This window comes from Palleronia sp. LCG004 (genome assembly GCF_032931615.1).
Taxonomy (GTDB): Bacteria; Pseudomonadota; Alphaproteobacteria; order Rhodobacterales; family Rhodobacteraceae; genus Palleronia.
Genome location: NZ_CP136759.1, coordinates 2,349,977 through 2,373,200 on the forward strand (window position 1 = coordinate 2,349,977; position 23,224 = coordinate 2,373,200).

Below are 23,224 nucleotides of genomic sequence, written 5' to 3' on the forward strand. Positions count from 1 at the left end.
AATTGCCGCTGACCTGAGCCCAAGGCCCGTTTCCATGGAAAACATCGTCCTTATCGTCCACCTGATCCTCGCCCTGTCGCTGATCGGCGTGGTGCTGCTCCAGCGATCCGAAGGTGGCGGCCTCGGAATGGGTGGCGGCGGCGGCGGCGCGATGTCGTCGCGTGCGGCTGCCACGGCTCTCGGCAAGGTGACCTGGGGCCTCGCGATCCTCTTCATCCTGACCTCGATCACGCTGACCATCCTGGCCGCGCAGAACAGCGCCGGCAATTCGGTCATCGATCGCCTCGGCACGGGCGGAACCACCGAAGAGACCGGCTCCGAGACGGGCACGCCTTCGGGCGAGGGCCTTCTTCCGCCGCCGAGCTCGGACGAGCCGCTGACGCCGCCGCGCGCAGAGTGATCCGCGTGCCGGGCGTGGTTGCGGCCCGCTCGCCTTTCTTGTAGAGCCCAACTCCCGTGGAGAGCGGTTTTGAACCGTTCGGGCACAGTCAAAACGGCGATGTCGGATCGCCGCTCACACGGGGAAACCGGCTCATGGCACGATATGTCTTCATCACCGGCGGCGTGGTTTCGAGCCTTGGAAAGGGCTTGGCGTCAGCCGCACTCGGCGCACTTCTGCAGGCGCGCGGCTTTTCGGTCAGGCTGAGAAAGCTCGACCCCTATCTCAACGTCGATCCCGGCACGATGAGCCCGTTCGAGCATGGCGAGGTCTTCGTCACCGATGACGGGGCCGAGACCGATCTCGACCTCGGGCATTACGAACGCTTCACCGGTGTCGCGGCGCGCGCGACAGACAGCGTGTCCTCCGGTCGCATCTACTCCAGCGTGCTGGAGAAGGAACGCCGCGGCGACTATCTCGGCAAGACCATCCAGGTCATTCCCCACGTCACCGACGAGATCAAGGACTTCCTCCGCGTCGGTGCCGACGAGGTCGATTTCATGCTCTGCGAGATCGGCGGCACCGTCGGCGACATCGAGGGGCTCCCCTTCTTCGAGGCGATCCGGCAATTCGGCCAGGAACGCCCGCGCGGGCAGTGCATCTTCATGCACCTCACGTTGCTGCCCTGGATCGCGGCCAGCGGAGAGCTCAAGACCAAGCCCACGCAGCATTCCGTCAAGGAACTGCGCTCGATCGGCATCGCGCCCGACGTGCTCGTCTGCCGGTCCGAGCGGCCGATCCCCGAAAAGGAGCGCGAGAAGCTCGCCCTTTTCTGCAACGTGCGACCCGATTCGGTGATCGCCGCCTACGACCTCAGCTCGATCTACGAGGCACCGCTGGCCTATCATCGCGAGGGGATGGATCAGGCCGTGCTGGATGCGTTCGGCATCTCGCCCGCGCCGAAACCGAACCTCGCCCGCTGGGACGACGTCGCCGACCGCGTCTTCAACCCCGAGGGCGAAGTGCGCGTCGCGATCGTCGGCAAGTACACCCAGCTCGAGGATGCGTACAAATCCATTGCCGAGGCCCTGACCCATGGCGGCATGGCCAATCGCGTCAAGGTCGATATCGAATGGGTGGACGCCGAACTCTTCGAGCGCGAGGATCCGGCCCCCTACCTCGAGGGCTACGACGCTATTCTCGTGCCCGGCGGTTTCGGTGAGCGCGGCACCGAGGGCAAGATCAAGGCGGCCCAGTTCGCGCGCATCCACAAGGTTCCCTATCTCGGCATCTGCCTCGGCATGCAGATGGCCGTGGTCGAGGCGGCGCGCAATCTCGCCGGCATGCAGACCGCCGGCAGCCAGGAATTCGACCACGAGGCCGGGCAGGCCCGGTTCGAGCCGGTGATTTTCCACCTCAAGGAATGGATCAAGGACAACCAGACGATCGCGCGCGACGTGCTCGACAACAAGGGCGGAACGATGCGCCTCGGCTCCTATGCCGCGACGCTGAAGGAGGGCTCCAAGGTCGCCGGCGTCTACGGGACGCACCGCATCGAGGAGCGCCACCGCCATCGCTACGAGGTCGACGTGAAGTATCGCGAAGCGCTCGAGGATCACGGCCTGTGCTTCTCCGGCATGTCGCCGGACGGACGCCTGCCCGAGATCGTCGAGGTCACGGACCATCCCTGGTTCATCGGGGTGCAATTCCACCCCGAACTCAAGTCGAAGCCGTTCGCCCCGCACCCGCTCTTCGCGGATTTCGTGCGCGCCGCGAAGGAGAACAGCCGCCTCGTCTGAGCGCGGCCCGCGCGGATCACGTTCCGGTGCGCGGGGGAACGTTTGCGGCGGCACCGTGTTCTCTTCGCATACGCAACGTGATTCGTGGAGAGACGATCATGAACGACAATACCACCAAAGGCACCGTCAAGAACCTCGCCGGCAAGGCCAAGGAAGCCGCAGGCAACCTGACCAACAATGAGCGGCTCGAGGCCGAAGGCAAGGCCGATCAGGTCGAAGGCCGTGCGCAGAAGACCGCGGGCGAAGCCGAAAAGACTCTCAAGGGCAAATAGTCCGATCCATCTCGCGATCGGCGAGACAGAATAGAAAAAGCCGGCCCCTCGGGCCGGCTTTTTTATGCGGAAAGGTCTGTTACCTCAGAAATCGAGGGTGATCTGACGCGTGATGCCGACACGCAATCCGTACTGGTCGCGATCGCCCTGCTGAACGATGGGACTGTCCTCCGCGTCACCCATGAAGCGATCCCAGGTGACGGCACCTTCCACGCCCCAGCGATCGTTGATCGCGTATGTCGCTCCGAGTTCCAGACCGGCACTCAGCACGCCGCCATCGGGATCGTAGGCGGCAAAGTTGCTCCGCGCAGCCTCGCTCTCGGTCACGCCGAAATAGGTATCGGCATAGTCGCCGGATCCGATCAGCATCCGCGGCCCGAGCGTCACGGTCAGGTTGTCGGTCGGATAGGTGATGACATCGGCCCCCAGCTCGCCCACGAAGCTTTCGTGCCCGACAACGCCGTACCGCGCATCCGCGAAGACGTTGAAGCGATAGGACGTGTATCCGAGACCAAGACCCAGCTCGAGCGTCTCGTCCACGTCGTCGAGGCCCGCGAGCTCGGAATTGTCGTCCCCGCTGCGTTCGTCGATATAGCGGAACGAGCCGCGCAGCCCCAGACCGTAGCCCGGATCGCTCGCATCCGCATTTCCGAGCTCGCGCCCGAAAAGATTGGCGTATCCCAGACGGAACCCGAAATCCGGCCCGACACCGTAGCTGTCGGAGCCGAAGTAATCCGGCGTCGACGCCACACCGCCGCGCAGCGTGAAGACCAGATCCGGCGTCGAGGCACGCGGTGCGGCGTAGGCCGGCGCGCTCTCGGCCACAGGCATCGTCAGATCGCCGGCCAGCGCGAGGCCCGGCAGGGTCGAAAGGATTGCGGCGATGGCGATACGGGACATGGACTGATCCGGCTTTCAGAAACTCGTTCTGCACATAGCGGGACCGGAACGCCGCGAACAGGGGGCTCGGGGAATTTAACGCCCTCGCGAGGAGTCTTGGCGTTTATGCAACAGCAGGCTATGTCAGATCCATGTTTGCCGAGCTCATCAACCGCCTGACCTCTCAGGATCCGCAACCGCTGCATCAGCAGGATGCGCGGCTTTCCCTTGCCGCCCTCCTCGTGCGTCTCGCCCGCTCCGACGGATCCTACCTGCGTCAGGAGATCGCCCGTATCGATCGCGTCCTGGCCACGCGCTATGCCCTCTCGCCCGAAGAGGCCGCCGACCTGCGCGCCGATGCGGAAGCGCTCGAGGCCGAGGCCCCCGATACCGTGCGCTTCACGAGGGCCATCAAGGACGGTGTTCCCTACGAGGATCGGGTCGGCGTGATCGAGGCGCTGTGGGACGTGGTGCTCGCCGACGGCGAGCGCGACGACGAGGAGAATTCGCTGATGCGGATGATCGCGCCGATGCTGGGGGTCAACGATCGCGACAGCAACATGGCCCGCCGCCGCGTCGAAGACCGCGCGTGAGCGCCGACGCCATGCCGCGCGATGAAGATATCCCGGTCCTGTCGATCAGCGGCCTGCACAAGTCATACGGTGATCTGGAGGTCCTGAAGGGCGTCGATCTCGTGGCGGCCCGCGGTCATGTCGTCTCGCTCATCGGATCGTCGGGATCGGGCAAGTCCACGCTGCTGCGATGTGCCAATCTGCTCGAGGACAGCCAGGACGGTGAGATCGCCTTCGAGGGCGAGCCCGTGCGCTGGCGCGGGACCCGCGGCGACAGGCATCCCGCCGATCCGAAACAGGTGACGCGCATTCGCACGAATCTGTCGATGGTGTTCCAGCAGTTCAACCTCTGGGCCCACATGACCATTCTGCAGAACGTGATGGAGGCCCCCGTGACCGTCCTCGGCCGCCCCCGCGCCGAGGTCGAGAGCGCCGCGCGCGGCTACCTCGACAAGGTCGGGATCGGCGACAAGTGCGACGCCTATCCCGCGCAGCTTTCCGGCGGCCAGCAACAGCGCGCGGCGATCGCCCGCGCCCTCTGCATGGAGCCGCGCGCGATCCTCTTCGACGAGCCGACCTCCGCCCTCGATCCCGAGCTCGAGCAGGAGGTCGTCCGCGTGATCAAGGGCCTGGCCGAGGAGGGCCGCACCATGGTCATCGTCACCCACGACATGGGAATGGCCCGTGATTGCAGCGACCACGTCATCTTCCTGCATCAGGGCCGGATCGAGGAAGAAGGCCCGCCCGACCGCCTCTTCGGATCGCCCGAGAGCCAGCGCCTGCGGGGATTCCTGTCCTCCACCGCCTGAAAACGCAGCAGACGCACACGCATCGGGCGAAAGCGACGCGATTTCCGTGGCGACAGACTTGCCAAGCGGCGCGCTTCCCCCGACCCTGCGTCGGTCACGGCCCGGCGAAGCGGCGGGCCGCCCAACAGATTGAACGGGAGAAGATTTTCATGAAGACCCTCATCCTTTCGGCAGCGGCCCTGAGCCTCGCCGGCACGTTCGGCGCCGCCGCGCAGGACACTGTCCGCCTCGGAACCGAAGGGGCCTATGCGCCCTACAACTTCCTCGACGATTCGGGCGAAGTCGCGGGTTTCGAGCGCGAGCTCGGTGACGAACTCTGCGCGCGGGCCGAACTCAGCTGCGAATGGGTCACGAACGACTGGGATTCGATCATCCCGAACCTCGTCTCGGGCAATTACGATGCGATCATGGCCGGCATGTCGATCACCGACGAGCGTCGCGAGGTCCTCGACTTCAGCGAGAACTACACCCAGCCCGACCCGTCGGTCTTCGTCGCGGCCTCCGAGGACACCGACCTCGAAAGCGGCGTGATCGCGGCACAGACCGGCACGATCCAGGCTGGATACGCCGCCTCCGAGATGCCCGGTGCTGCCCTGCTCGAATTCGCCACGCCCGAAGAGACAGTCGCGGCCGTCCGCAGCGGCGAGGCCGACGCGGTGCTGGCCGACAAGGCGTTCCTCGTTCCCGTGGTCGAGAACGACCCCGAACTGATGATGGTGGGCGACGACGTCCTCATCGGCGACGGCATCGGCATGGGGTTCCGTCAATCCGACGACGAGCTGCGCGAGCGCTTCGACACCGCGATCCAGTCGATGAAGGAAGACGGCAGCCTGAACACCCTGATCGAGAAGTGGCTGCCCGAAGGCGCGACCTTCTGATCACGACACCATCACCATCGCGCGCGCCCGCCCGGGGCGCGCGTGACCGCCCTTCGCGGAGACGCCTGAGCCGATGACCTGCACGGATCCCGCTACGCTCGACGGGCTCGCCTGGCTCGCCTGCTACCTGACGACAGGCAAGCACATGGCGTTCTACACCTCCTTCGGGACCGTGCTTCTGCTTCTGGCGGTGACGGCACCGACCGCCCTGCTCTTCGGGTTCGGCGGTGCGGTCGCCGCGCGGGCCCGGCTCGCCCCGATCCGCGCAGTCGGCAAGACCTACATCGCGATCGTGCGTGGCGTGCCGGACATCGCCTTCTTCCTGTTCTTCGTGATCGCGCTGGATCAGGGCATCGAATATCTGCGGCATCGCGTGCTCTGCCCCGACTGGGACGAGCCGGTGCGCAGGGGCAGCGATTTCGTCGTCTGCTCGATCGCGAAACTTCCCCTCAACACCGCGCCGCAATGGCAGCACGAGATCTACGGCTTCGGCCTTGCCGTGGTGACCTTCGCCATCGTCTTCGGGGCCTTCGCGGCCAATGTGCTCTACGGCGCGATGATGGCCGTGCCGCGCGCCCAGATCGAGACGGCCGAGGCCTACGGGATGAGCCGCGGCCAGGCATTCCGCCGGATCCTCGTGCCGCAGATGTGGGTCTATGCGCTGCCGGGCCTGTCGAACCTCTGGATGGTCCTCGTCAAGGCGACGCCGCTGCTCTTTCTGCTGGGCGTCGAGGACATCGTCTACTGGGCGCGCGAACTGGGCGGCACCAAGACGCCGAACTTCACCGATTATCCCCACGGCGACTGGCGGCTCTGGTACTTCCTCGCGCTGCTCGTCTTCTACCTCCTGCTCACCAAGGTGTCGGAACAGGTGCTCGAACGATTGATGAAACGTCTGACCTTCGGTCAGGCCACCACGGGCGGCATGGCGCGATGAGCTGCCTCGTCACGATCCAGGACTACGCGCTGCGCTCGATCGGTTTCGGCGAAAGGCTCCTGCCGCGCAGCGACTTCACGCTCTGCCAGCAGGTCACGCTGATCGGCTCCGGCATGATCTGGAACGTCTATTTCGGCGCGATCGCGCTCGCCACCGGCTTCGTGCTGGCCGTGGCGCTGGCCATGGGCAAGACGGCGCGGACCGCGTTCCTGCGCAAGCCCGCCGAATGGACAATCTTCGTCTTTCGCGGATCGCCTCTCTTCATCCAGTTCTTCTTCGCCTATTTCCTGTTCCTGTCGCTGAAGGGACAGATCGCGTTCTTCGATCCGTTCACCGCAGCATGGCTCGGGGCGCTGATCGTGCTCTTTCTCAATACCGCCGCCTATTCGGGAGAGATCTTCTACGGCGCGCTCCGATCGATCCCGCGCGGCGACATGGAAGCGGCCGAAGCCTATGGCATCACCGGCTTCACGAAATTCAGGCGCATCACCTTTCCGACGATGCTGCGCCTTGCATGGCCCGCCTACACGAACGAGGCGATCTTCCTCTTCCATGCCACGACGCTCGTCTATTTCTCGGGCTTTCCGGCATGGCAGCAGCAGGGCGATGCGCTTTATTATGCCAAGTATTTCGCGGACAAGACGTTCAATCCGTTCGTCCCCTATCCCATTCTGGCGGGATATTTTATCTTGCTGACGCTCGCGATCGTCGGGATCTTTTCGCTGGCATCGAAAAGGCTCAATCGCCATCTGCCGCGCGCGGCGCAGCGGCGTCTCCGTTTCCGCCCGAACTTCCTGCGCTAGGCGCGCAGGACGGCACCGGGATTCATAATGCCCCCGGGGTCGAGCGCGGCCTTGATCGCACGCATCGCCCCAAGCTTCGCGGGATCGCCATAGCGTTCGAGCTGCGAGACCTTGAGCCGCCCCACCCCGTGCTCGGCCGAGAACGACCCGTTCCGCGCCGCGACCGCCTCGTCCACGATGGCGCGCAGATGCTCGGTGCGATCCGCGAACTCGACCTTCGAGCGTCCCACGGGCGGGAAGAGGTTGTAATGCAGGTTGCCGTCTCCGAGATGGCCGAAGACGTTGATCCGCAGATCGGTCTCGTGCCGCAGCGCCGCGTTGCAATCGACGATGAATCCGGGAATTTCCGAAAGCGGCAGCGACACGTCGCTCGAGACGATCGCGCCCACGCGCTTGTTGGCTTCGGGAATGCTCTCGCGCAGGGCCCAGATGTCGCGACGCTGCGCCTCGCTTTGCGCGATGACGCCGTCGCTCGCGAGCCCGGCCTCGAACGCCGTCTCGAACAGTCGTTCGAGGCTGGCGGCGGGGTCCATGCCGTCGGGCAGGCCCAGATCGATCAGCACGCTCCAATCCGGGATCTCGTCGAAGGGCTGCTTTACCGGAACGCCGGTCTCGGCCAGGAACCGCAGCCCCTCCCCCGAGATGAGCTCGAACGCCGAAACTCCGCCCGTCACCTGTGCGCGCGCCAGCAGGTCGAGCGCGGCCTCCGGCCCCTCCACGACCAGCATCGCAGTCCCCTCCGCATGCGGTCTGGGAAACAGCCTCAGCGCCGCGGCCGTGATGATGCCGAGCGTCCCCTCCGCGCCGATCAGAAGGTTGCGCAGGTCGTAGCCGGTATTGTCCTTCCTGAGCCGTTTCAGCCCGTGCATGATCTCGCCCGACGGCAGGACCGCCTCGATCCCGAGGCAGAGATCGCGCGCATTGCCATAGCGCAGCACGTTCACCCCGCCTGCATTGGTCGCGAGCAGACCGCCGATCCGGGCCGACCCTTCCGAGGCAAGCGATAGGGGAAACAGTCGATCGACCTCGGCGGCCGCGTTCTGCACGTCGGCAAGAACCGCACCCGCCTCGACCACCATCACGTTTTCCTCGGGCCAGACGCCACGGACCGCGCGCATCCGCTCGAGGCTCAGGAGGATCGCCGCGCCCTCTTCGCTGACCTGCCCGCCGACCAGTCCGGTGCCGCCGCCCCATGGAACGATGGCAATCCGATGTTCCGCGGCGAAACGCACGATGCGCGCGACTTCCTCGGTGTCGCGCGGCAGGGCCAGTGCGCCCGCCACGCCTTTCCAGGTGCCGCGCGGCTCGGACAGATAGGTCTCGGACGGATCGCGCAGCGTGTCGTCGGGAAGGATCTCGGAAAGCGCGTCGCGCAGATCCGGCGTCAGTGGTCCGGCACTCATTCAGCCTCCAGGAATGCCGGCCGCAGCACGACCACCGTCGGCGTGTCGGGCAGGCTTCTCAGGCTCACCTCGTACTCCGACGCGTCGCGGATATCGATGGCGAAATCGCCCGAGATCTGGTCGAGGAACCGCGCCAGCGTCGCCTGTCCGAACCAGTGCATCGGCAGGACGACGGAGCTTCGCAGACGGGTCAGCGTGCGCACCATCGTCGGAATGTCGACCGTCATGCGCCCGTCCACGGCCGCCATCACCACGTCGAGCCGCCCGAGTGCCGCATATTGCCGGTCGTCGGGTTCGTGATGCAGGTGGCCCAGATGCCCGATGCACAGGCCCGCGACCTCGAAGACGAAGATCGAATTGCCGAACGGCTCGACCCCGCGTCCCATGCGGATATCGGTCGGCACGTTGCGCACCCGCATCTCGCCGACCGTCATGTTGTGCAGGTTGGGCGCGGCCCCGTCGCCCCACCCTTCGAGCAGGTTCTCGATGCGGGGGTCGGGATTCGCGGTCCAATGCGTGGAATGCGCGCGGTTCATCGTGGCGATATCCGGCACGAAATCGGTCTGCCCGAGATATCCGTAGTAATCCGTCACGGCATTCGTGCCGTCGGGGGCCTGGATCAGGAACATCGAATGGTCGATATACCGCAACCTGACCGTGAAATCGTCCGGCAGCGGTGCGCGCCAGCTCGCCTTTTGCACGTATTCGATGCCGGGCGCGGCATCGGCGATGGCGATGCAGTGGCTCGCGGAGGGGTTTTCCTGCGACAGAACCGGCGTGGCGACAAGGCAGAGCGTGGCGACGGCGAACGCGCGCATGGCGGCATCTCCTCAAACGGGGATGAGGATCAGCCTAGGGGCAGCCCACCTTTCGCTCCAATCACAATTTCGCCCGGCCCGTCAGCCGACATCGGTCCGGCCGCGCCTGTCGGCACGGAGATTGGAATAGAGCACGTGATTGCGCCAGCGTCCCGCGATCTGGAGATAGCTCTGCGCGACGCCCTCGTACTTGAAGCCCGCCCGCTCGAGCACACCGCGCGAGGCGGTGTTCTCGGGCAGGCACGCGGCCTCCACCCGGCTGATGTCGAGCTTCAGGAACGCGTGGTGCACGAGGCCCGCGATCGCCTCGGACATGTAGCCGCGCCGCGCATGCGGTGCACCGATCCAGTAGCCGAGCGTTCCCGATTGCGCGGGCCCCCGGCGCAGGTTGTCGAGCGTGATGGCACCGACCAGCATCGCGTCGGTCCGCCTGAAGATGAAGAGCGGGATCGCCGTCTCGGCCCCGATCGCGCGCTGCGACCAGTAGACGCGATTGGTGAAGCTCTTGCGCGTGAGATGATCGTCGGCCCAGGTCGGCTCCCAGGGCTGGAGGAAATCCGCACTTTCGCGGCGCAGCTCCGACCAGTCGCGGAAATCGCCATGCTGCGGCGGGCGCATCGTGAGACGGTCGGTCTCGACCGTCAGCTTGCGCCGACCGAACCGCATCAGGCCGCCAGACGCCCCCTGAGGCTGTCGAGATCGGGGGCGAGGTCCGCCGGTCCGTAGAGCGCCATGGCCATCCCGCTTGCTCCCATGCGCGCGCCGAATTCACGCACGTCACCCGTGGTGACGTTGTCGATCCGCGCGATGGTCTCGTCGATATCGGGCACGCGACCCCAGATCGCGACAAGCCGCGCCATGCGCTCGGCCCGGGCCGACGGGCTCTCGAGCCCCATGAGAAGACCCGCCTTCATCTGTGCGCGGGCCCGCGCGATCTCGGCCGGTGCGAGGTCGCGCCCGGCGCGGACGATCTCGTCCATCGTGACCTCGGCGAGGGAGCCGATCTGCTCGGCCGAGGTGCCCGCATAGATCGTCATCAGACCCGTATCGTCATAGGCACCCGATTGCGCGAAGATCGAATAGCAGAGGCCGCGCCGCTCGCGCAGTTCCTGGAACAGCCGCGACGACATCCCGCCGCCGAGCGCGCTGGCATGGATCTGGGCAGTGTAGAAATCGGCATCGCGATAGCTCGGTGCCTCGAAGCCCAGCGTGAAATGCACCTGCTCGAGCGCGCGCGTCTCGCGCCACTCGCCCCCGACGAAGCGCGCGGGCTGCGCGACCGGACCGATGCGCGGCGGAAGATGGCCGAACGTCTTCTCGGCAAAGCGCACGATGGCGTCGTGATCGACCGCACCTGCGGCGGAGAGGATCATCTCGCCGGGACCGTAGCGCTCTCCCACGAAGGTCGCGAGATCGTCGCGCCCGAAGGCACCGACACGCTCGGCCGAGCCAAGGATCGACCGCCCCACCGGCTGATCGGGGAACGCCGCCTCCTGCAGCCAGTCGAAGACAATGTCGTCGGGCGTGTCGAAGACCTGGCCGATCTCCTGCAGGATCACGCCGCGCTCGACCTCCATCTCGCGCGGATCGAAGGTCGAATTGAGGACGATGTCGCTGATCACGTCGAGGGCAAGTGGCACGTCGTTCTCGAGCACGCGGGCGTAATAGGCCGTCGTCTCGCGGCTGGTATAGGCGTTGATATAGCCGCCGACATCCTCGATCGCCTCGGCGATCTGCAATGCGTTGCGCCGCTTCGTGCCCTTGAACGCCATGTGCTCGAGGAAATGGGCGATGCCGTTCTGTTCGATCCGCTCGTGGCGGCCACCGGCATTGATCCAGATGCCGACGCTCGCGGATTTGAGGCCGGGCATGTTTTCCGTCACGATCCTGAGGCCGTTCGACAGCGTATGGGATTCGGTGGTCACGTCAATCTATCCTCGATGAGCGTCTTGAGGGCGTCGATGTCGTTCGGGATCCGCGTGACCCGTTCCGGCCGGTCGAAGAGATCGGCCATGCGCGGCGGCAGGTCGGGGCGCGTGCCCGTCGCGGCCTGGACCGCGTCGGGGAACTTGGCGGGGTGGGCGGTTGCAAGCGTGATCATGGGGCCGTGGCCGCCATGCTCGCGCGCGACCTTCACCCCGACGGCGGAATGAGGGCAGAGCGTTTCGCCCGTCAGCCGGTGCATCTCGCGAATGGTCTTGGCCGTCTCCTCTTCCGAGGCGCGGCCGGAATCGTAATCCTCGCGCAGGCTTTCCAGCGCGCCCTGGCTGACCGGAAAGCCGCCATCGTCCCGCAGCTCGTCCATCAGCTGCGCGACCGCCTGCCCGTCGCGCCCATAGGCCATGAAGAGCGCGCGCTCGAAGTTGGAGCTCACCTGGATGTCCATCGACGGGCTGATCGTGGGGGCGACACCCTCCTTGCGATGCTCTCCGGTCGCGATCGTGCGGTGAAGGATGTCGTTGCGATTCGTCGCGATGACGAGGCGGTCGACAGGCAGCCCCATCCGCTTGGCGATCCAGCCCGCGAAGATATCCCCGAAATTGCCGGTCGGGACCGTGAAGGAGACCTTCCGCGATGGCGCACCGAGCGCCACGGCCGACGAGAAGTAATAGACGACCTGCGCCAGCACCCGCGCCCAGTTGATGGAGTTGACAGCCGTCAACCCGACCCGGTCGCGAAAGGCGTGGTCGTTGAACATCGCCTTCACCGCCGCCTGGCAATCGTCGAAATCCCCGTCGAGGGCCAGCGCATGGACGTTCTCCTCGCTGGCCGTCGTCATCTGGCGGCGCTGCACCTCCGAGACGCGGCCATGGGGGAAGAGGATGAAGCATTCCACGTTGTCGAGCCCGCGAAACGCCTCGATCGCGGCGGATCCTGTATCCCCGCTCGTCGCGCCGACGATGGTGATCCGCTCGCCCCGGCGCGTCATCACGTCCTGGAAGAGCTGCCCGATCAGCTGCATCGCGAAATCCTTGAACGCGAGCGTGGGGCCGTGGAAAAGCTCGAGAAGGAAGTGATCGGGGCCGAGCTGTACCAGGGGGGCGCGTGCCTCGTGACCGAACGGGGCATAGGCGGCTGCGATGAGCCGCTTCAGATGCTCTTCCTCCATTCCGGTGAAGGGCAGCATGACGCGCAGCGCGACTTCCTCGTAGGGCAGACCAGCGAGCGCCGCGATGTCCGCCTCGCTCATCTGCGGGATCTCGTCCGGGACATAGAGCCCGCCATCGCGCGCGAGGCCCGCGAGCATGGCCCCTTCGAAATCCAGATCCGGCACCTGGCCGCGGGTCGAGACGTAACGCATGGTCGTCCTTCAGCTACTCCGCCTTGCCATACGCCAGAGCAGAAGGAGTGTCATCCCCGCCCAGATGGCCGCCATGGAAAACCAGGTGATCGCGTATTGCAGGTGATCGTTCGGAATCTCCGCGCCGTCGATGGGCAACGGCTGGGGTCCGGGCAGGCTCGTCTCGCGCGCGACGACGAGGATCTCCTCGGTGCCGAGTGCCCCGGCCATGGCAGGCAGGTCCCGCGCGAACCAGATGTTGCGCGAGAGGTCCGGTTCGGGCGTGAAGCCGTCCGTCTCGTCGGGCCAGAGAAGGTTTCCGACGATGGCGACCTCGCCGGACGGACGCGTTTCGTCCTTTTCGCCCACCGGAATCGCACCGAGATCGACGAGAACGCGCCGTCCCTCGGCGGTTTCGAGCGCCGAGATCACGCGATAGGACGCGCCGAATTGCGGGGTCGAGATCAGGACGTGGATCTCGTCCCCGCCGAGCCGTCCGGTGACCGCGACCGGCAGGTATTCGTCCGCCTCCTCAGTCGGGCTGGCGGGCAGTGCGATGGGGGCGGCGGAGATGCGGGCCTCGATCCGGTCGAGGATCCCGGTCTTCCAGGCAAGGCGCTGGACCTGCCAGATGCCGAGCCAGAGGAGCAGGGCGAGGCCCAGAAGGGCGAAGATCGCGAAGGCGATTTTGCGCATGGCGGATCCAGACGAAAAGGGGCGCTCGAGCGCCCCGTTTCAAGTTGCGGATGGTGCGGGGCCGGACGCCCCGCGAAGCTCAGGAGCCCCAGATATAGATCGAGGCGAAGAGGAAGAGCCAGACCACGTCGACGAAGTGCCAGTACCAGGCCGCCGCCTCGAAGCCGACATGCTTTTCGGGCGTGAAATGACCGGCACGCACCCGGAGGTAGCACACGAAGAGGAAGATCGTGCCGATGATCACGTGCGCGCCGTGGAAGCCCGTCGCCATGAAGAAGTTCGCGCCGTAGATGTTGCCGGCGAAGCCGAAGGCCGCGTGGCTGTACTCGTAGGCCTGGAAGAACGTGAAGATGATGCCGAGCACGACCGCCAGCAGGATCCCGTTCGAGAGGTCCTTGCGGTTGTTCTCGTGGACGAGCGCATGGTGCGCCCAGGTCGCGGCGGCCCCCGAGCAGAGCAGGATCAGCGTGTTGATGAGCGGCAGGTGCCAGGGGTCGAAGGTCTCGATCGAGGGGGGCGGCCACTGGCCTTCGCTGAACGTCGCCATCGGATAGAGCGCGTGCTTGAAGAAGCTCCAGAACCACGCCGCGAAGAACATGACCTCGGACATGATGAACATGATGAAGCCGTAGCGCAGGCCGATCCGAACGACGGGCGTGTGATCGCCCACGTTCGATTCGGCGACCATCTCGGCGAACCAGCCGAACATCGTGTAGAGCACGAGCGCCAGGCCGATGAAGAACATGAACATCGTGATCCCGTGCATCCACAGGACCGCCCCGAAGAGCATGACGAAGGCCCCGACCGATGCAAGGAACGGATAGAGCGAGGGCGGAAGGATATGGTAGTCGTGGTTCTTTTCGTGCGCCATGGCGTTTCCCTCGATTAGGGCCTCAGTTCACGTCCAGCGCGGCGTGCTCTTCCGGCAGGTCGATCTCGTAGAAGGTGTAGGACAAGGTGATGTGCTTGACAAACTTCGCGTCGCGATCGTCGACGATCGCCGGATCGACATAGAAGGTCACCGGCATCTCGACGCGCTCGCCGGGTTGCAGGACTTGCTGTTCGAAGCAGAAGCAGTCGATCTTGGTGAAGAAACCGCCCGCATCGTAGGGGGCTACGTTGTAGGAGGCCGATCCTGCGATGACGCGGTCGGTGGGATTGTAGGCCTCGTAGAAGGCGAGGCCGGTCTCGCCGATGCGGATCTCCATCTCGCGCTGCATGGGTTTGAACTCCCACGGCATGTCGCGGTTGAGGGATCCGTCGAAACGGACCGTCATCGTGCGGTCGAGAATCTCGTCCGATCCCTGTTCGGCGACGCCCGTCGCCCCGCCGTAGCCCGTCACGCGGCAGAAAAGGTCGTAGAGCGGGACCGAGGCCCATGCCATCGCCCCCATGAACACCACGACGCCCACGCCCTGCAGGGCGGTCTTGGTCTTGGGATCCATGCTCATCGAGGGGCCTCCTCACCGGGGAGAAGCTCGGGCCGGACCACATGGTCGAAGCCCTGCACGGCCCCCAATTGCTGAACCTTCACGACAGTCAGCCCGAAGACGATCGCGATCAGGCCGGCAAGGACGAGACCGAGGCCGATATTGCGGGACTTGCGCCGCTTGTGAAGCTCATGCTCCGCCTGGATCGCCATCAGATGATCCCCCCGGCACGAAGGATCGCATCAGCCAGAAGCGCGCCGAAATGCAGGAAGAGATAGAGCAGCGAGAACTTGAAGAACGCCTTCTCGACTGCGTAATTGTCGGCCTCGGCCATGACCTCGTCGCGCTGGTAGATGTTCCACGCGCCCTTGAGGAACCAGGCATTGAGGCCGATCGCCGCGACCAGATAGACAGGACCGCTCGCCGCAGTGACGCCGAGCCAGATCGCGAAGGCGGCGAGCACAGCGGTATAGACAAGGATATGGCGGCGCGTCTCGGGACGGCCATGGGTGACGGTCAGCATCGGCACGCCCGCATCGTCGTAATCGGAGCGCATGAAGAGGGCGAGCGCCCAGAAATGCGGCGGCGTCCAGAGGAAGATCAACGCGAACATCAGGATCGATTCGAGGCTGATCGACCCCGTCGCCGCAACCCATCCGATCATCGGGGGGAACGCCCCCGCGGCACCGCCGATGACGATGTTCTGCGGCGTCGCGCGTTTCAGCCACATCGAATAGATCGCGACATAGAAGAAGATGGTGAAGGCCAGGAGCCCGGCGGCGAGCCAGTTGGTCGCGAGGCCCAGCATGACCACGGAAAAGCCGGAGAGCGCGATGCCGACGCTCAGCGCCTCGCCGCTCGTGACGCGGCCCGAGGGGACGGGCCGGCGGCGCGTGCGCTTCATCACCGCGTCGATATCCGCGTCCCACCACATGTTGAGCGCGCCGGCGGCACCGCCGCCCACCGCGATGAAGAGGATGGCGCAGAACGCCACGAAAGGATGCAGCCCGACGGGTGCCACGAGCAGGCCGACGAAAGCCGTGAACACGACGAGCGTCATCACCCGCGGCTTCAGCAGGGCGAAGTAATCGCCGAACTGAGCTTCGTGCTCGGGGGACTGGACGCTCATATCGGTCATGTCTGGCCTTTCGGTTCAGATCTCGAGGCCCCCGGCATCATCGTCGGAGGCCTTGGCACCGCCTACTCGGCGATGCGCGCGGCGGGCTGCTCCTCGGCCGCATCGCTGCCGTCGGCACCCTCGGCACCGTCGGTTCCGGACGCGTCGCCCTCGCCCTCGGCTTCGGTCGCGTCGGTGGCGGGCGCGTTCTCGTCACCGGTGAGGTATTCCTCCTCGGCGGAGTTCTGCGGGCCCTGCTCGTCGGAGGGGGCTTCGGCCTCCTGCTCGATCGGGGCGTCCTCGGTCTCGACCGCGGTTTCCTCGGTGCTCTCGGCGACGGCACCGTCGGATGCGTCGACCGGGGCCACTTCGGTCTCGTCGGTCTGGGAGGCTTCGGTGCCGTCGCCCTGCTGGGCCATGCTGGCCTCGCGCGGGGTGCCGCCGTATTCGGCAATCGCCTCGTCGAGCCAGGTCTCGTAGGCTTCCTGGCTGACGACCTTGACGGTGATCGGCATGTAGGCGTGCGCGATGCCGCACAGTTCGGAGCACTGACCGAAATAGACGCCCTCGCGATCCGCTTCGAACCAGAGTTCGGCCAGCCGGCCCGGAACGCCGTCCTGCTTCACGCCAAAGGCGGGAACGGTCCAGGAATGGATGACGTCGGCGGCCGTGACCTGGACGACGACGGTGCTGCCGACGGGGATCACCATCGCGGTGTCGGTGGCGAGCCTGAACTCGTCCTCGGAATAGCCCGCTTCCTGCAGCTGTTCGACCACTTCGGGGGTCAGGCGGTTGTCGCCGCCGGTCGCGGGCGATCCGATCATGTAGCTGCTGAAGCCGAAATCGTGGTCGGGATACTCATAGCCCCAGTACCACTGATAGCCGGTCGCCTTGATGGTCACGTCGGCTTCGGGGATTTCCTGCTGGTTGAAGAGCACCGGAAGCGAGAAGGCCCCGATGAAGATCAGGATCACGATCGGCACGATGGTCCAGGCGATCTCGATCGGCGTGTTGTGGGTGAACGCCTTCGGGTCCTTGTTCCGCCGGGCGTTGTACTTGACGAGGACGATTCCGAGCAGCGCCACCACGAAGAGCGTGATCACCGTGATGATGACGAGCAGCATCCCGTCGAGCCAGTGAACGTCCTCGGCGATCGAGGTGACGGCGGGCTGGAACCCGATGCCGCCGGGCGTCGGCTTGCCGACGATCTCGAGATCCTCGATGGCGGTCTGCGCCGTGGCGGCGTGGGAGAAGAGCACCGCAGCGGCGGTGGGAATGAAGGCTCGGCGCATCGGCATCTCCTCTCGGGCTTCCGGACGGGTGGGATCCGTGGATCGGCATCCCATTGGAAAGTTGCCGCTTAAAACCATATAAAAGGGCCGTGAACAAGCCGCAGCCTTGCGGCATGTGGACGCCCGATGCCGATATCCGGCACGCAGCCCCACCCGCACGCCATGCCAGAGCAGGAGACACCATGTCCGACGCGCCCTATCGACCGCTCGAGACCCGAATCGACCGCGAATTCGCGCTCCGCCATCTGAAGGAGGCGCTCGACGGGGCCGATGACGGAGAGATCTTCTTCGAGCGGAAGCGCTCGGAGGCCATCATGTTCGACGACGGACGGGTCCGCAACGCGAGCTTCGACGCCTCCGAGGGGTTCGGCCTCAGGGCAGTGCGGGGCGAGACGGCGGGCTATGCCCATTCGACAGACGTGAGCGAGCGCGCGCTGATTCGCGCGGCCGAGACGGCGAGGCTCGCCGTGGGCGCGGGCGGCGGCACGCTGGCCGATGCGCCGCAGCCCACGAACGCCAAGCTCTACACCGATGCCGATCCGATGGCGGATGCGGAATTCCCAGTGAAGATCGAGACCCTGCGCGAGATCGACGCCTTCGCCCGCGACCTCGACCCGCGGGTCGTGCAGGTGAGCGCGACGATCGCCGCGTCCCTGCAGGAGGTCGAGATCCTGCGCGCCGACGGGATCGTGCTGCGCGACGTGCGGCCGATGACGCGGATTAACGTCTCGGTCATCGTGGAGGAGAACGGACGGCGCGAGGGCGGCTCCATGGGCGGCGGCGGCCGCGCGGGCCTCGCACCGCTGATGACACGCGATCACTGGGAAGGCGTCGCGCGGGAAGCCCTGCGCATCGCCCTCGTCAATCTGCGCGCCGAGCCTGCGCCGGCGGGCGTGATGGATGTCGTGCTCGGACCCGGATGGCCGGGGATCCTGCTGCACGAGGCGATCGGTCACGGTCTGGAGGGGGATTTCAACCGCAAGGGATCCTCGGCCTTCGCGGGCCTCATGGGGCAGCGGATCGCGGCGCCCGGCGTCACCGTGCTCGACGACGGGACGATTCCCGACCGGCGCGGGTCGATCACCATCGACGACGAGGGCACGCCATCGGCGCGCAACGTCCTGATCGAGGACGGCGTGCTGGTGGGCTACATGCAGGACCGGCAGAACGCGCGCCTGATGGGCGTGGCCCCGACGGGGAACGGGCGTCGCGAGAGCTATGCCCACGCGCCGATGCCGAGGATGACGAACACCTACATGCTGGGCGGCGACGCGTCGCCCGAGGCGATCCTCGCCGATCTGAAGGACGGGATCTATGCGGTCGGCTTCGGCGGCGGTCAGGTCGACATCACCAACGGCAAGTTCGTCTTTTCCTGCACCGAAGCCTACCGCGTGAAGGACGGTCGCGTCGGAGCCCCGGTCAAGGGTGCCACGCTGATCGGGGACGGGGCGACCGCGCTGAGCCAGATCCGAGGCATCGGCAACGATATGGGCCTCGATCCCGGGATCGGGAATTGCGGCAAGGCGGGACAATGGGTGCCGGTCGGTGTCGGCCAGCCCACCTTGATGATCGGAGGTTTGACCGTCGGAGGATCGGCCGCCTGATCGCGACCCTCGAGCGGTGTTCGAGGCGGGCGGCAGCAGGGCATTCGCTTTCGTTTACCGCGCGTTAACCATCGGCGATGCAGGCTCGGGGTGCAACGAGACGGAGCAGGGCGCGGTCTTTGGAAACTTTCCCTTCCACCTCCCCCTTTCCACCTCCGCACACCGAGGAAGACCTGCTCGCCTGGCTCCGTCTCTTGCGCTCGCGCCGCGTCGGCACGAGCACCTTCTTCCGTCTCATGTCAGAATGCGGCGATGCGCGGGCCGCGCTCGACCGCCTGCCCGGGCTGGCCAGTGCCTCGGGGCTGTCGGGCTACGCGGCCTGCCCGGTCGAGACGGCCCGCGACGAGATGAGACGCGGCACGATTGCCGGAGCGCGGCTCGTCGCCTGGGGCAGCAGCGACTATCCCCCGCTCCTCGCCGCGATCCCGGACCCCCCGCCGCTTCTCTGGGCGCGCGGCCGGGTGGAGTTGCTCCGGGCGCGATCCGTCGCGATCGTGGGGGCGCGCAATGCCTCCTCGCTCGGGCTGCGGATGGCGCGGGCGCTTGCGACGGGGCTGGGCGGGGCCGGGATCGTGACCGTTTCGGGTCTGGCGCGCGGGATCGATACGATCTCCCATCAGGCAAGCCTCCAGACGGGGACGATCGCGGTCATGGCGGGCGGCGTGGACGTCGTCTATCCGTCCGAGAACGCGACCCTCGCCCGGGAAATCGAGGAGACGGGGCTGATCGTTTCCGAACAGCCGATGGGAATGCAGCCGCAAGCCCGCCATTTTCCCAGGCGCAACAGGATCATCTCGGGCCTCGCCGGCGCGACGGTCGTGGTCGAGGCCGCGGCGAAATCCGGCAGCCTCATCACCGCGCGCGATGCGCTCGAACAGGGACGCGAGGTCCTAGCGGTGCCCGGTCATCCGTTCGACGCCCGGGCATCCGGCTGCAACATGCTGATCCGCGACGGCGCGACGCTGGTGCGGGGGCCGCAGGACGTGCTGGAAGCCCTGGCACAGGAGCCGTTCGAGCGACATGCGACCGAGCCGCCCGCGTCACCCCCTGCGGAGGCACGGATACCGGCGACCGACGACCTGCATCAGCTGATCCTGGATCGCCTGGGCCCCTCGCCCACATCCGAGGATCAGCTCATCCGCGATATCGACCGCCCCACCGGAATCGTCGCGGCCGAGATCGTCGCACTGGAGCTCGAAGGCCGGATTCTGCGCCAGCCCGGGGGAATGCTGAGTCGGAATTGAGCGAGGCGGAACAGGTGTTTCGGCCTCCTCTGCGGCATCGTCGATCCCGCGGCCGAACCGGTTCCGATTGACAAGTCCCGGGCGATCCCCACATCTGACGCGGCCTAGATCGTCCGAATATCCAAAGGAACGCAATGCCGGTCGTCGTCGTCGAATCGCCCGCCAAGGCAAAGACAATCAACAAGTATCTCGGCTCGGATTACACCGTGCTGGCGTCCTACGGGCATGTTCGGGACCTGCCCCCCAAGAACGGATCGGTCGATCCCGACAACCGCTTCGAGATGCTCTGGGAGATCGCGAGCGATTCGAAGAAGCACGTGAAGGCCATCGCCGATGCGCTGAAGGCCGACAACGACCTCATCCTCGCCACCGACCCCGACCGCGAGGGCGAGGCGATCAGCTGGCATCTCGAGGAGACGCTGCGCGATCGCAAGGCCATCAAGAAGGACACGCCCGTCAAGCGCGTGGTCTTCAACGCGATCACGCAATCGGCCGTGACCGAGGCGATGAAGAACCCCCGGCAGGTCGATGCGCCGCTGGTCGAGGCCTATCTGGCGCGCCGCGCGCTCGATTACCTCGTGGGCTTCAACCTGTCGCCCGTTCTGTGGCGCAAGCTTCCGGGTGCCAAGTCGGCCGGGCGCGTGCAGTCGGTCTGCCTGCGCCTCATCGTGGATCGCGAGATGGAGATCGAGGCGTTCCGGCCTCGCGAATACTGGCAGGTGAAGGCGCGGCTGACGACGCCCAGGGGCCAGGATTTCGAGGCCCGACTCGTCACGCTGGGCGGTGAAAAGCTCGACCGGTTCAGTCTCGAGAACGAGACCCAGGCCGAGATGGCCGTTCACGCCGTGGCGGGCCGCAAGCTCGAGGTCGTCTCGGTCGAGGCGAAGCCCAGCACCCGCAACCCGGCCGCCCCCTTCATGACCTCGACCCTCCAGCAGGAGGCCAGCCGCAAGTTCGGCATGGGCGCGCGCGCCTGCATGTCGACCGCCCAGCGCCTCTACGAGGCGGGGCATATCACCTACATGCGGACCGACGGCATCGACATGGCCCCCGAGGCCGTGACCGGGGCGCGCGACGCGATCGCCCAGCGCTACGGCAAGGACTACGTGCCCGGCAGCCCGAGGATCTACAAGAACAAGGCCAAGAACGCGCAGGAAGCGCATGAATGCATCCGCCCCACGGACATGTCCAAGAGCGCGCAGGATCTCGATATCCGCGACGGCGACCAGCGCAAGCTCTACGATCTCATCTGGAAGCGGACGCTCGCGAGCCAGATGGAGGCCGCCAGGCTCGAACGCACGACGGTCGAGATCGCCGACGGCGAGCGCGACGTGATGCTGCGCGCGACGGGCCAGGTCGTGGTGTTCGACGGTTTCCTCAAGGTCTACGAGGAAGGGCGCGACGACGTGGCGGACGAGGACGACAAGCGCCTGCCGCAGATCGCGAAGGGAGAAGCGGCCCGGTTCTCCGACGCGACCTTCGCCGAGGACTTTGCCCGCGCCGGCAAGACCGACGACGACGTGATCGACGCGGAGGGCGGCATGCGCCGCAACGGCGCGGCCGTGCTGTCGCCGAACGGCGCGGTGCTTGCCACGCAATCCCATACCCAGCCGCCGCCCCGCTATACCGAGGCGACGCTGGTCAAGCGGATGGAGGAGCTCGGGATCGGGCGTCCCTCGACCTATGCCTCGATCGTGACGACGATCCAGGACCGCGAATACGTGCGCCGCGACGGCAACCGTCTCATCCCCGAGGACAAGGGGCGGCTCGTCATCGCGTTTCTCGCGAATTACTTCCGCCGCTATCTCGAATACGATTTCACCGCCGATCTCGAGGATCAGCTCGACCACGTGAGCGCGGGAGAGCAGGACTGGAAGGATCTTCTCGACCGGTTCTGGCGCGACTTCTCGGCGGCGATCGCCGAAACCTCGGAGCTTCGCATCGGCGAGGTGCTCGAGAAGATCAACGAGGTGCTCGAGCCGCACCTCTTCCCGCCCAACCCCGACGGAAGCGATCCGCGGCTTTGCCCCAATTGCGGTCAGGGGCGGCTTTCGATGCGGACGGCACGCTCGGGCGGTGCCTTCATCGGCTGCTCGAACTATCCCGAATGCCGCTATACCCGCCCCTTCGGCCCGCCCGATCCGGAGGCCGAGGCATCGGCAATCCCACCCGACGGCAAGTTGCTGGGCGAGGATCAGGGCGACGAGATCCGCGTCTTCAAGGGACGGTTCGGGCCTTACGTCCAGCGTGGTGCCGCGACGGAAGAGACGCCGAAACCCCCGCGCCAGTCGATCCCGAAGGACTGGCCCCCGGAGGAACTCGACCTCGAACGGGCGGTGATGTTGCTGTCCCTGCCGCGCGAGATCGGCCCGCATCCCGAGGATGGCGTGACCGTCTGGTCCAATATCGGGCGCTACGGACCCTATCTCAAACATGCGGAAAGCACATCCCACAAGGGCGGCACCAACGCCAATCTGGAATCGATCGAGGACGTGTTCACCGTCGGCATGAACCGTGCCGTGCAGCTTCTGGCCGAAAAGGTCGCGAGCCGCGGAAGCCGTGGACAGGCGGCTGCACCGCTGCGCGAACTCGGTGAGCATCCCGATGCGGGCGGCCCCGTCAACGTGATGAAGGGCAAGTACGGCCCTTACGTGAAATGGGACAAGATCAACGCGACGATCCCGGACACGATGGAGCCAGAGGAGATCACGCTCGACCAAGCGGTCGTGCTGATCGAGGAACGCGCCGAGAAGGCCGGCAAGAAATCCCCGAAGAAGGCCGGCGCGAAAAAGACGAGCGCGAAAAAGAGCGCTCCGAAGAAGACGACCAAGTCCAAGACGACGAAATCAGGATCGACGCGCAGCAAGACGTCCGACTGACCCCTTCGTCGGATTTTCGGAACTACCTCCGCCGAGAGCATCACAGTGGATGTGATCCTCGGCGGAGGCGCGGTGCGTAGTCAGCATTCGTGGTCCCAGACCCCGAATGGCAATGGTGGGCATTCGAGGTCGA

The 23,224-nt window shown here is 66.1% G+C and carries 22 protein-coding genes and 1 pseudogene; 11 read left to right on the forward strand and 12 right to left on the reverse strand.

Annotated elements, in window-relative coordinates; translation table 11 throughout:
* Positions 1-34 precede the first annotated feature (34 nt).
* From secG to RVY76_RS11525, 3 genes are all read left to right on the forward strand, one after another.
* The gene (gene secG, locus RVY76_RS11515) at positions 35-400 is read left to right on the forward strand and encodes a preprotein translocase subunit SecG (RefSeq protein ID WP_317374173.1); all 366 of its coding nucleotides are present in this window, start codon (positions 35-37) and stop codon (positions 398-400) included.
* Between the two features lie 134 nt (positions 401-534).
* Complete coding sequence (locus tag RVY76_RS11520; protein WP_317374175.1) at positions 535-2,178, forward strand: CTP synthase; 1,644 nt, start codon at positions 535-537, stop codon at positions 2,176-2,178.
* A 98-nt stretch (positions 2,179-2,276) separates the two neighbouring features.
* Entirely contained in the window at positions 2,277-2,450 is a 174-nt protein-coding gene (locus tag RVY76_RS11525; RefSeq protein WP_317374176.1) for a CsbD family protein, read from the forward strand.
* An 84-nt stretch (positions 2,451-2,534) separates the two neighbouring features.
* On the opposite strand, the gene RVY76_RS11530 is transcribed toward RVY76_RS11525, so the two are convergent.
* Positions 2,535-3,350 carry a MipA/OmpV family protein gene (locus RVY76_RS11530; RefSeq protein WP_317374177.1) on the reverse strand — a complete coding sequence of 272 codons (816 nt, stop codon included), beginning with the start codon at positions 3,348-3,350 and terminating at the stop codon, positions 2,535-2,537.
* 131 nt (positions 3,351-3,481) lie between these two features.
* Between RVY76_RS11530 and RVY76_RS11535 the strand changes: the two genes are divergently transcribed.
* The 5 genes from RVY76_RS11535 to RVY76_RS11555 all read left to right on the forward strand — a co-directional run bounded on the left by RVY76_RS11535 (position 3,482) and on the right by RVY76_RS11555 (position 7,328).
* On the forward strand, positions 3,482-3,922 hold the full coding sequence (locus RVY76_RS11535; RefSeq protein WP_317374179.1) for a TerB family tellurite resistance protein: 441 nt from the start codon (positions 3,482-3,484) through the stop codon (positions 3,920-3,922).
* An 11-nt stretch (positions 3,923-3,933) separates the two neighbouring features.
* Positions 3,934-4,710: an amino acid ABC transporter ATP-binding protein gene (locus RVY76_RS11540; RefSeq protein ID WP_317376761.1), complete on the forward strand. Its 777-nt coding sequence runs from the start codon at positions 3,934-3,936 to the stop codon at positions 4,708-4,710.
* Positions 4,711-4,859: 149 nt separating this feature from the next.
* Entirely contained in the window at positions 4,860-5,588 is a 729-nt protein-coding gene (locus RVY76_RS11545; RefSeq protein WP_317374180.1) for a transporter substrate-binding domain-containing protein, read from the forward strand.
* Positions 5,589-5,661: 73 nt separating this feature from the next.
* Positions 5,662-6,525 (forward strand): ABC transporter permease, encoded by an 864-nt coding sequence (locus tag RVY76_RS11550; RefSeq protein ID WP_317374181.1) that lies wholly within the window; start codon positions 5,662-5,664, stop codon positions 6,523-6,525.
* Positions 6,522-7,328, forward strand: a complete 807-nt coding sequence (locus tag RVY76_RS11555) for an ABC transporter permease (RefSeq protein WP_317374182.1) — start codon at positions 6,522-6,524, stop codon at positions 7,326-7,328. The genes RVY76_RS11550 and RVY76_RS11555 overlap by 4 nt, the downstream gene beginning before the upstream one ends.
* Here RVY76_RS11555 and RVY76_RS11560 read toward each other — a convergent pair.
* The 11 genes and pseudogenes from RVY76_RS11560 to coxB all read right to left on the reverse strand — a co-directional run.
* Positions 7,325-8,731, reverse strand: coding sequence for an FAD-binding oxidoreductase (locus RVY76_RS11560; RefSeq protein ID WP_317374183.1), 1,407 nt, complete (start codon positions 8,729-8,731; stop codon positions 7,325-7,327). The genes RVY76_RS11555 and RVY76_RS11560 overlap by 4 nt on opposite strands.
* Positions 8,728-9,549 (reverse strand): MBL fold metallo-hydrolase, encoded by an 822-nt coding sequence (locus RVY76_RS11565; RefSeq protein ID WP_317374184.1) that lies wholly within the window; start codon positions 9,547-9,549, stop codon positions 8,728-8,730. Before RVY76_RS11565 ends, RVY76_RS11560 begins: the two co-directional genes overlap by 4 nt.
* Before the next feature lie 81 nt (positions 9,550-9,630).
* The gene (locus RVY76_RS11570) at positions 9,631-10,215 is read right to left on the reverse strand and encodes a GNAT family protein (RefSeq protein WP_317374186.1); all 585 of its coding nucleotides are present in this window, start codon (positions 10,213-10,215) and stop codon (positions 9,631-9,633) included.
* Positions 10,215-11,474 (reverse strand): pitrilysin family protein, encoded by a 1,260-nt coding sequence (locus RVY76_RS11575; protein ID WP_317374187.1) that lies wholly within the window; start codon positions 11,472-11,474, stop codon positions 10,215-10,217. The genes RVY76_RS11570 and RVY76_RS11575 overlap by 1 nt, the downstream gene beginning before the upstream one ends.
* Entirely contained in the window at positions 11,471-12,850 is a 1,380-nt protein-coding gene (thrC, locus tag RVY76_RS11580) for a threonine synthase (RefSeq protein WP_317374188.1), read from the reverse strand. The genes RVY76_RS11575 and thrC overlap by 4 nt, the downstream gene beginning before the upstream one ends.
* A gap of 9 nt (positions 12,851-12,859) precedes the next feature.
* The gene (locus tag RVY76_RS11585) at positions 12,860-13,525 is read right to left on the reverse strand and encodes an SURF1 family protein (protein ID WP_317374189.1); all 666 of its coding nucleotides are present in this window, start codon (positions 13,523-13,525) and stop codon (positions 12,860-12,862) included.
* 79 nt (positions 13,526-13,604) lie between these two features.
* Positions 13,605-14,396, reverse strand: a complete 792-nt coding sequence (locus RVY76_RS11590; RefSeq protein ID WP_317374190.1) for a cytochrome c oxidase subunit 3 — start codon at positions 14,394-14,396, stop codon at positions 13,605-13,607.
* A 22-nt stretch (positions 14,397-14,418) separates the two neighbouring features.
* A complete protein-coding gene (locus RVY76_RS11595) occupies positions 14,419-14,976 on the reverse strand; it encodes a cytochrome c oxidase assembly protein (RefSeq protein WP_317374191.1) in 558 nt (185 codons plus the stop codon).
* Entirely contained in the window at positions 14,973-15,167 is a 195-nt protein-coding gene (locus RVY76_RS11600) for a hypothetical protein (RefSeq protein WP_317374192.1), read from the reverse strand. Before RVY76_RS11600 ends, RVY76_RS11595 begins: the two co-directional genes overlap by 4 nt.
* A complete protein-coding gene (cyoE, locus tag RVY76_RS11605; protein ID WP_317374194.1) occupies positions 15,167-16,093 on the reverse strand; it encodes a heme o synthase in 927 nt (308 codons plus the stop codon). The genes RVY76_RS11600 and cyoE overlap by 1 nt, the downstream gene beginning before the upstream one ends.
* 413 nt (positions 16,094-16,506) lie before the next feature.
* Positions 16,507-17,364 (reverse strand): annotated as a pseudogene (gene coxB / locus RVY76_RS11610) (cytochrome c oxidase subunit II); the annotation flags it as partial.
* Between the two features lie 182 nt (positions 17,365-17,546).
* Here coxB and tldD point away from each other — a divergent pair.
* The 3 genes from tldD to topA all read left to right on the forward strand — a co-directional run bounded on the left by tldD (position 17,547) and on the right by topA (position 23,091).
* Positions 17,547-18,968 carry a metalloprotease TldD gene (gene tldD / locus RVY76_RS11615; protein ID WP_317374196.1) on the forward strand — a complete coding sequence of 474 codons (1,422 nt, stop codon included), beginning with the start codon at positions 17,547-17,549 and terminating at the stop codon, positions 18,966-18,968.
* A 77-nt stretch (positions 18,969-19,045) separates the two neighbouring features.
* Positions 19,046-20,212: a DNA-processing protein DprA gene (gene dprA, locus RVY76_RS11620; RefSeq protein ID WP_410795994.1), complete on the forward strand. Its 1,167-nt coding sequence runs from the start codon at positions 19,046-19,048 to the stop codon at positions 20,210-20,212.
* 134 nt (positions 20,213-20,346) lie between these two features.
* Positions 20,347-23,091 (forward strand): type I DNA topoisomerase, encoded by a 2,745-nt coding sequence (gene topA, locus RVY76_RS11625; protein ID WP_317374200.1) that lies wholly within the window; start codon positions 20,347-20,349, stop codon positions 23,089-23,091.
* Positions 23,092-23,224: the final 133 nt, after the last annotated feature.

Coding starts and splice junctions, on each gene's coding strand:
- RVY76_RS11525 (WP_317374176.1), top strand. CDS start 2,277: ATGAACGACAATACCACCAAAGGCACCGTCAAGAACCTCGCCGGCAAG.
- RVY76_RS11555 (WP_317374182.1), top strand. CDS start 6,522: ATGAGCTGCCTCGTCACGATCCAGGACTACGCGCTGCGCTCGATCGGT.
- RVY76_RS11560 (WP_317374183.1), bottom strand. CDS start 8,731: ATGAGTGCCGGACCACTGACGCCGGATCTGCGCGACGCGCTTTCCGAG.
- thrC (WP_317374188.1), bottom strand. CDS start 12,850: ATGCGTTACGTCTCGACCCGCGGCCAGGTGCCGGATCTGGATTTCGAA.
- RVY76_RS11550 (WP_317374181.1), top strand. CDS start 5,662: ATGACCTGCACGGATCCCGCTACGCTCGACGGGCTCGCCTGGCTCGCC.
- RVY76_RS11600 (WP_317374192.1), bottom strand. CDS start 15,167: ATGGCGATCCAGGCGGAGCATGAGCTTCACAAGCGGCGCAAGTCCCGC.
- RVY76_RS11540 (WP_317376761.1), top strand. CDS start 3,934: ATGCCGCGCGATGAAGATATCCCGGTCCTGTCGATCAGCGGCCTGCAC.
- cyoE (WP_317374194.1), bottom strand. CDS start 16,093: ATGACCGATATGAGCGTCCAGTCCCCCGAGCACGAAGCTCAGTTCGGC.
- RVY76_RS11585 (WP_317374189.1), bottom strand. CDS start 13,525: ATGCGCAAAATCGCCTTCGCGATCTTCGCCCTTCTGGGCCTCGCCCTG.
- RVY76_RS11545 (WP_317374180.1), top strand. CDS start 4,860: ATGAAGACCCTCATCCTTTCGGCAGCGGCCCTGAGCCTCGCCGGCACG.
- RVY76_RS11595 (WP_317374191.1), bottom strand. CDS start 14,976: ATGAGCATGGATCCCAAGACCAAGACCGCCCTGCAGGGCGTGGGCGTC.
- RVY76_RS11520 (WP_317374175.1), top strand. CDS start 535: ATGGCACGATATGTCTTCATCACCGGCGGCGTGGTTTCGAGCCTTGGA.
- RVY76_RS11590 (WP_317374190.1), bottom strand. CDS start 14,396: ATGGCGCACGAAAAGAACCACGACTACCATATCCTTCCGCCCTCGCTC.
- RVY76_RS11535 (WP_317374179.1), top strand. CDS start 3,482: ATGTTTGCCGAGCTCATCAACCGCCTGACCTCTCAGGATCCGCAACCG.
- secG (WP_317374173.1), top strand. CDS start 35: ATGGAAAACATCGTCCTTATCGTCCACCTGATCCTCGCCCTGTCGCTG.
- RVY76_RS11565 (WP_317374184.1), bottom strand. CDS start 9,549: ATGCGCGCGTTCGCCGTCGCCACGCTCTGCCTTGTCGCCACGCCGGTT.
- tldD (WP_317374196.1), top strand. CDS start 17,547: ATGTCCGACGCGCCCTATCGACCGCTCGAGACCCGAATCGACCGCGAA.
- dprA (WP_410795994.1), top strand. CDS start 19,046: ATGCAGGCTCGGGGTGCAACGAGACGGAGCAGGGCGCGGTCTTTGGAA.
- RVY76_RS11530 (WP_317374177.1), bottom strand. CDS start 3,350: ATGTCCCGTATCGCCATCGCCGCAATCCTTTCGACCCTGCCGGGCCTC.
- topA (WP_317374200.1), top strand. CDS start 20,347: ATGCCGGTCGTCGTCGTCGAATCGCCCGCCAAGGCAAAGACAATCAAC.
- RVY76_RS11570 (WP_317374186.1), bottom strand. CDS start 10,215: ATGCGGTTCGGTCGGCGCAAGCTGACGGTCGAGACCGACCGTCTCACG.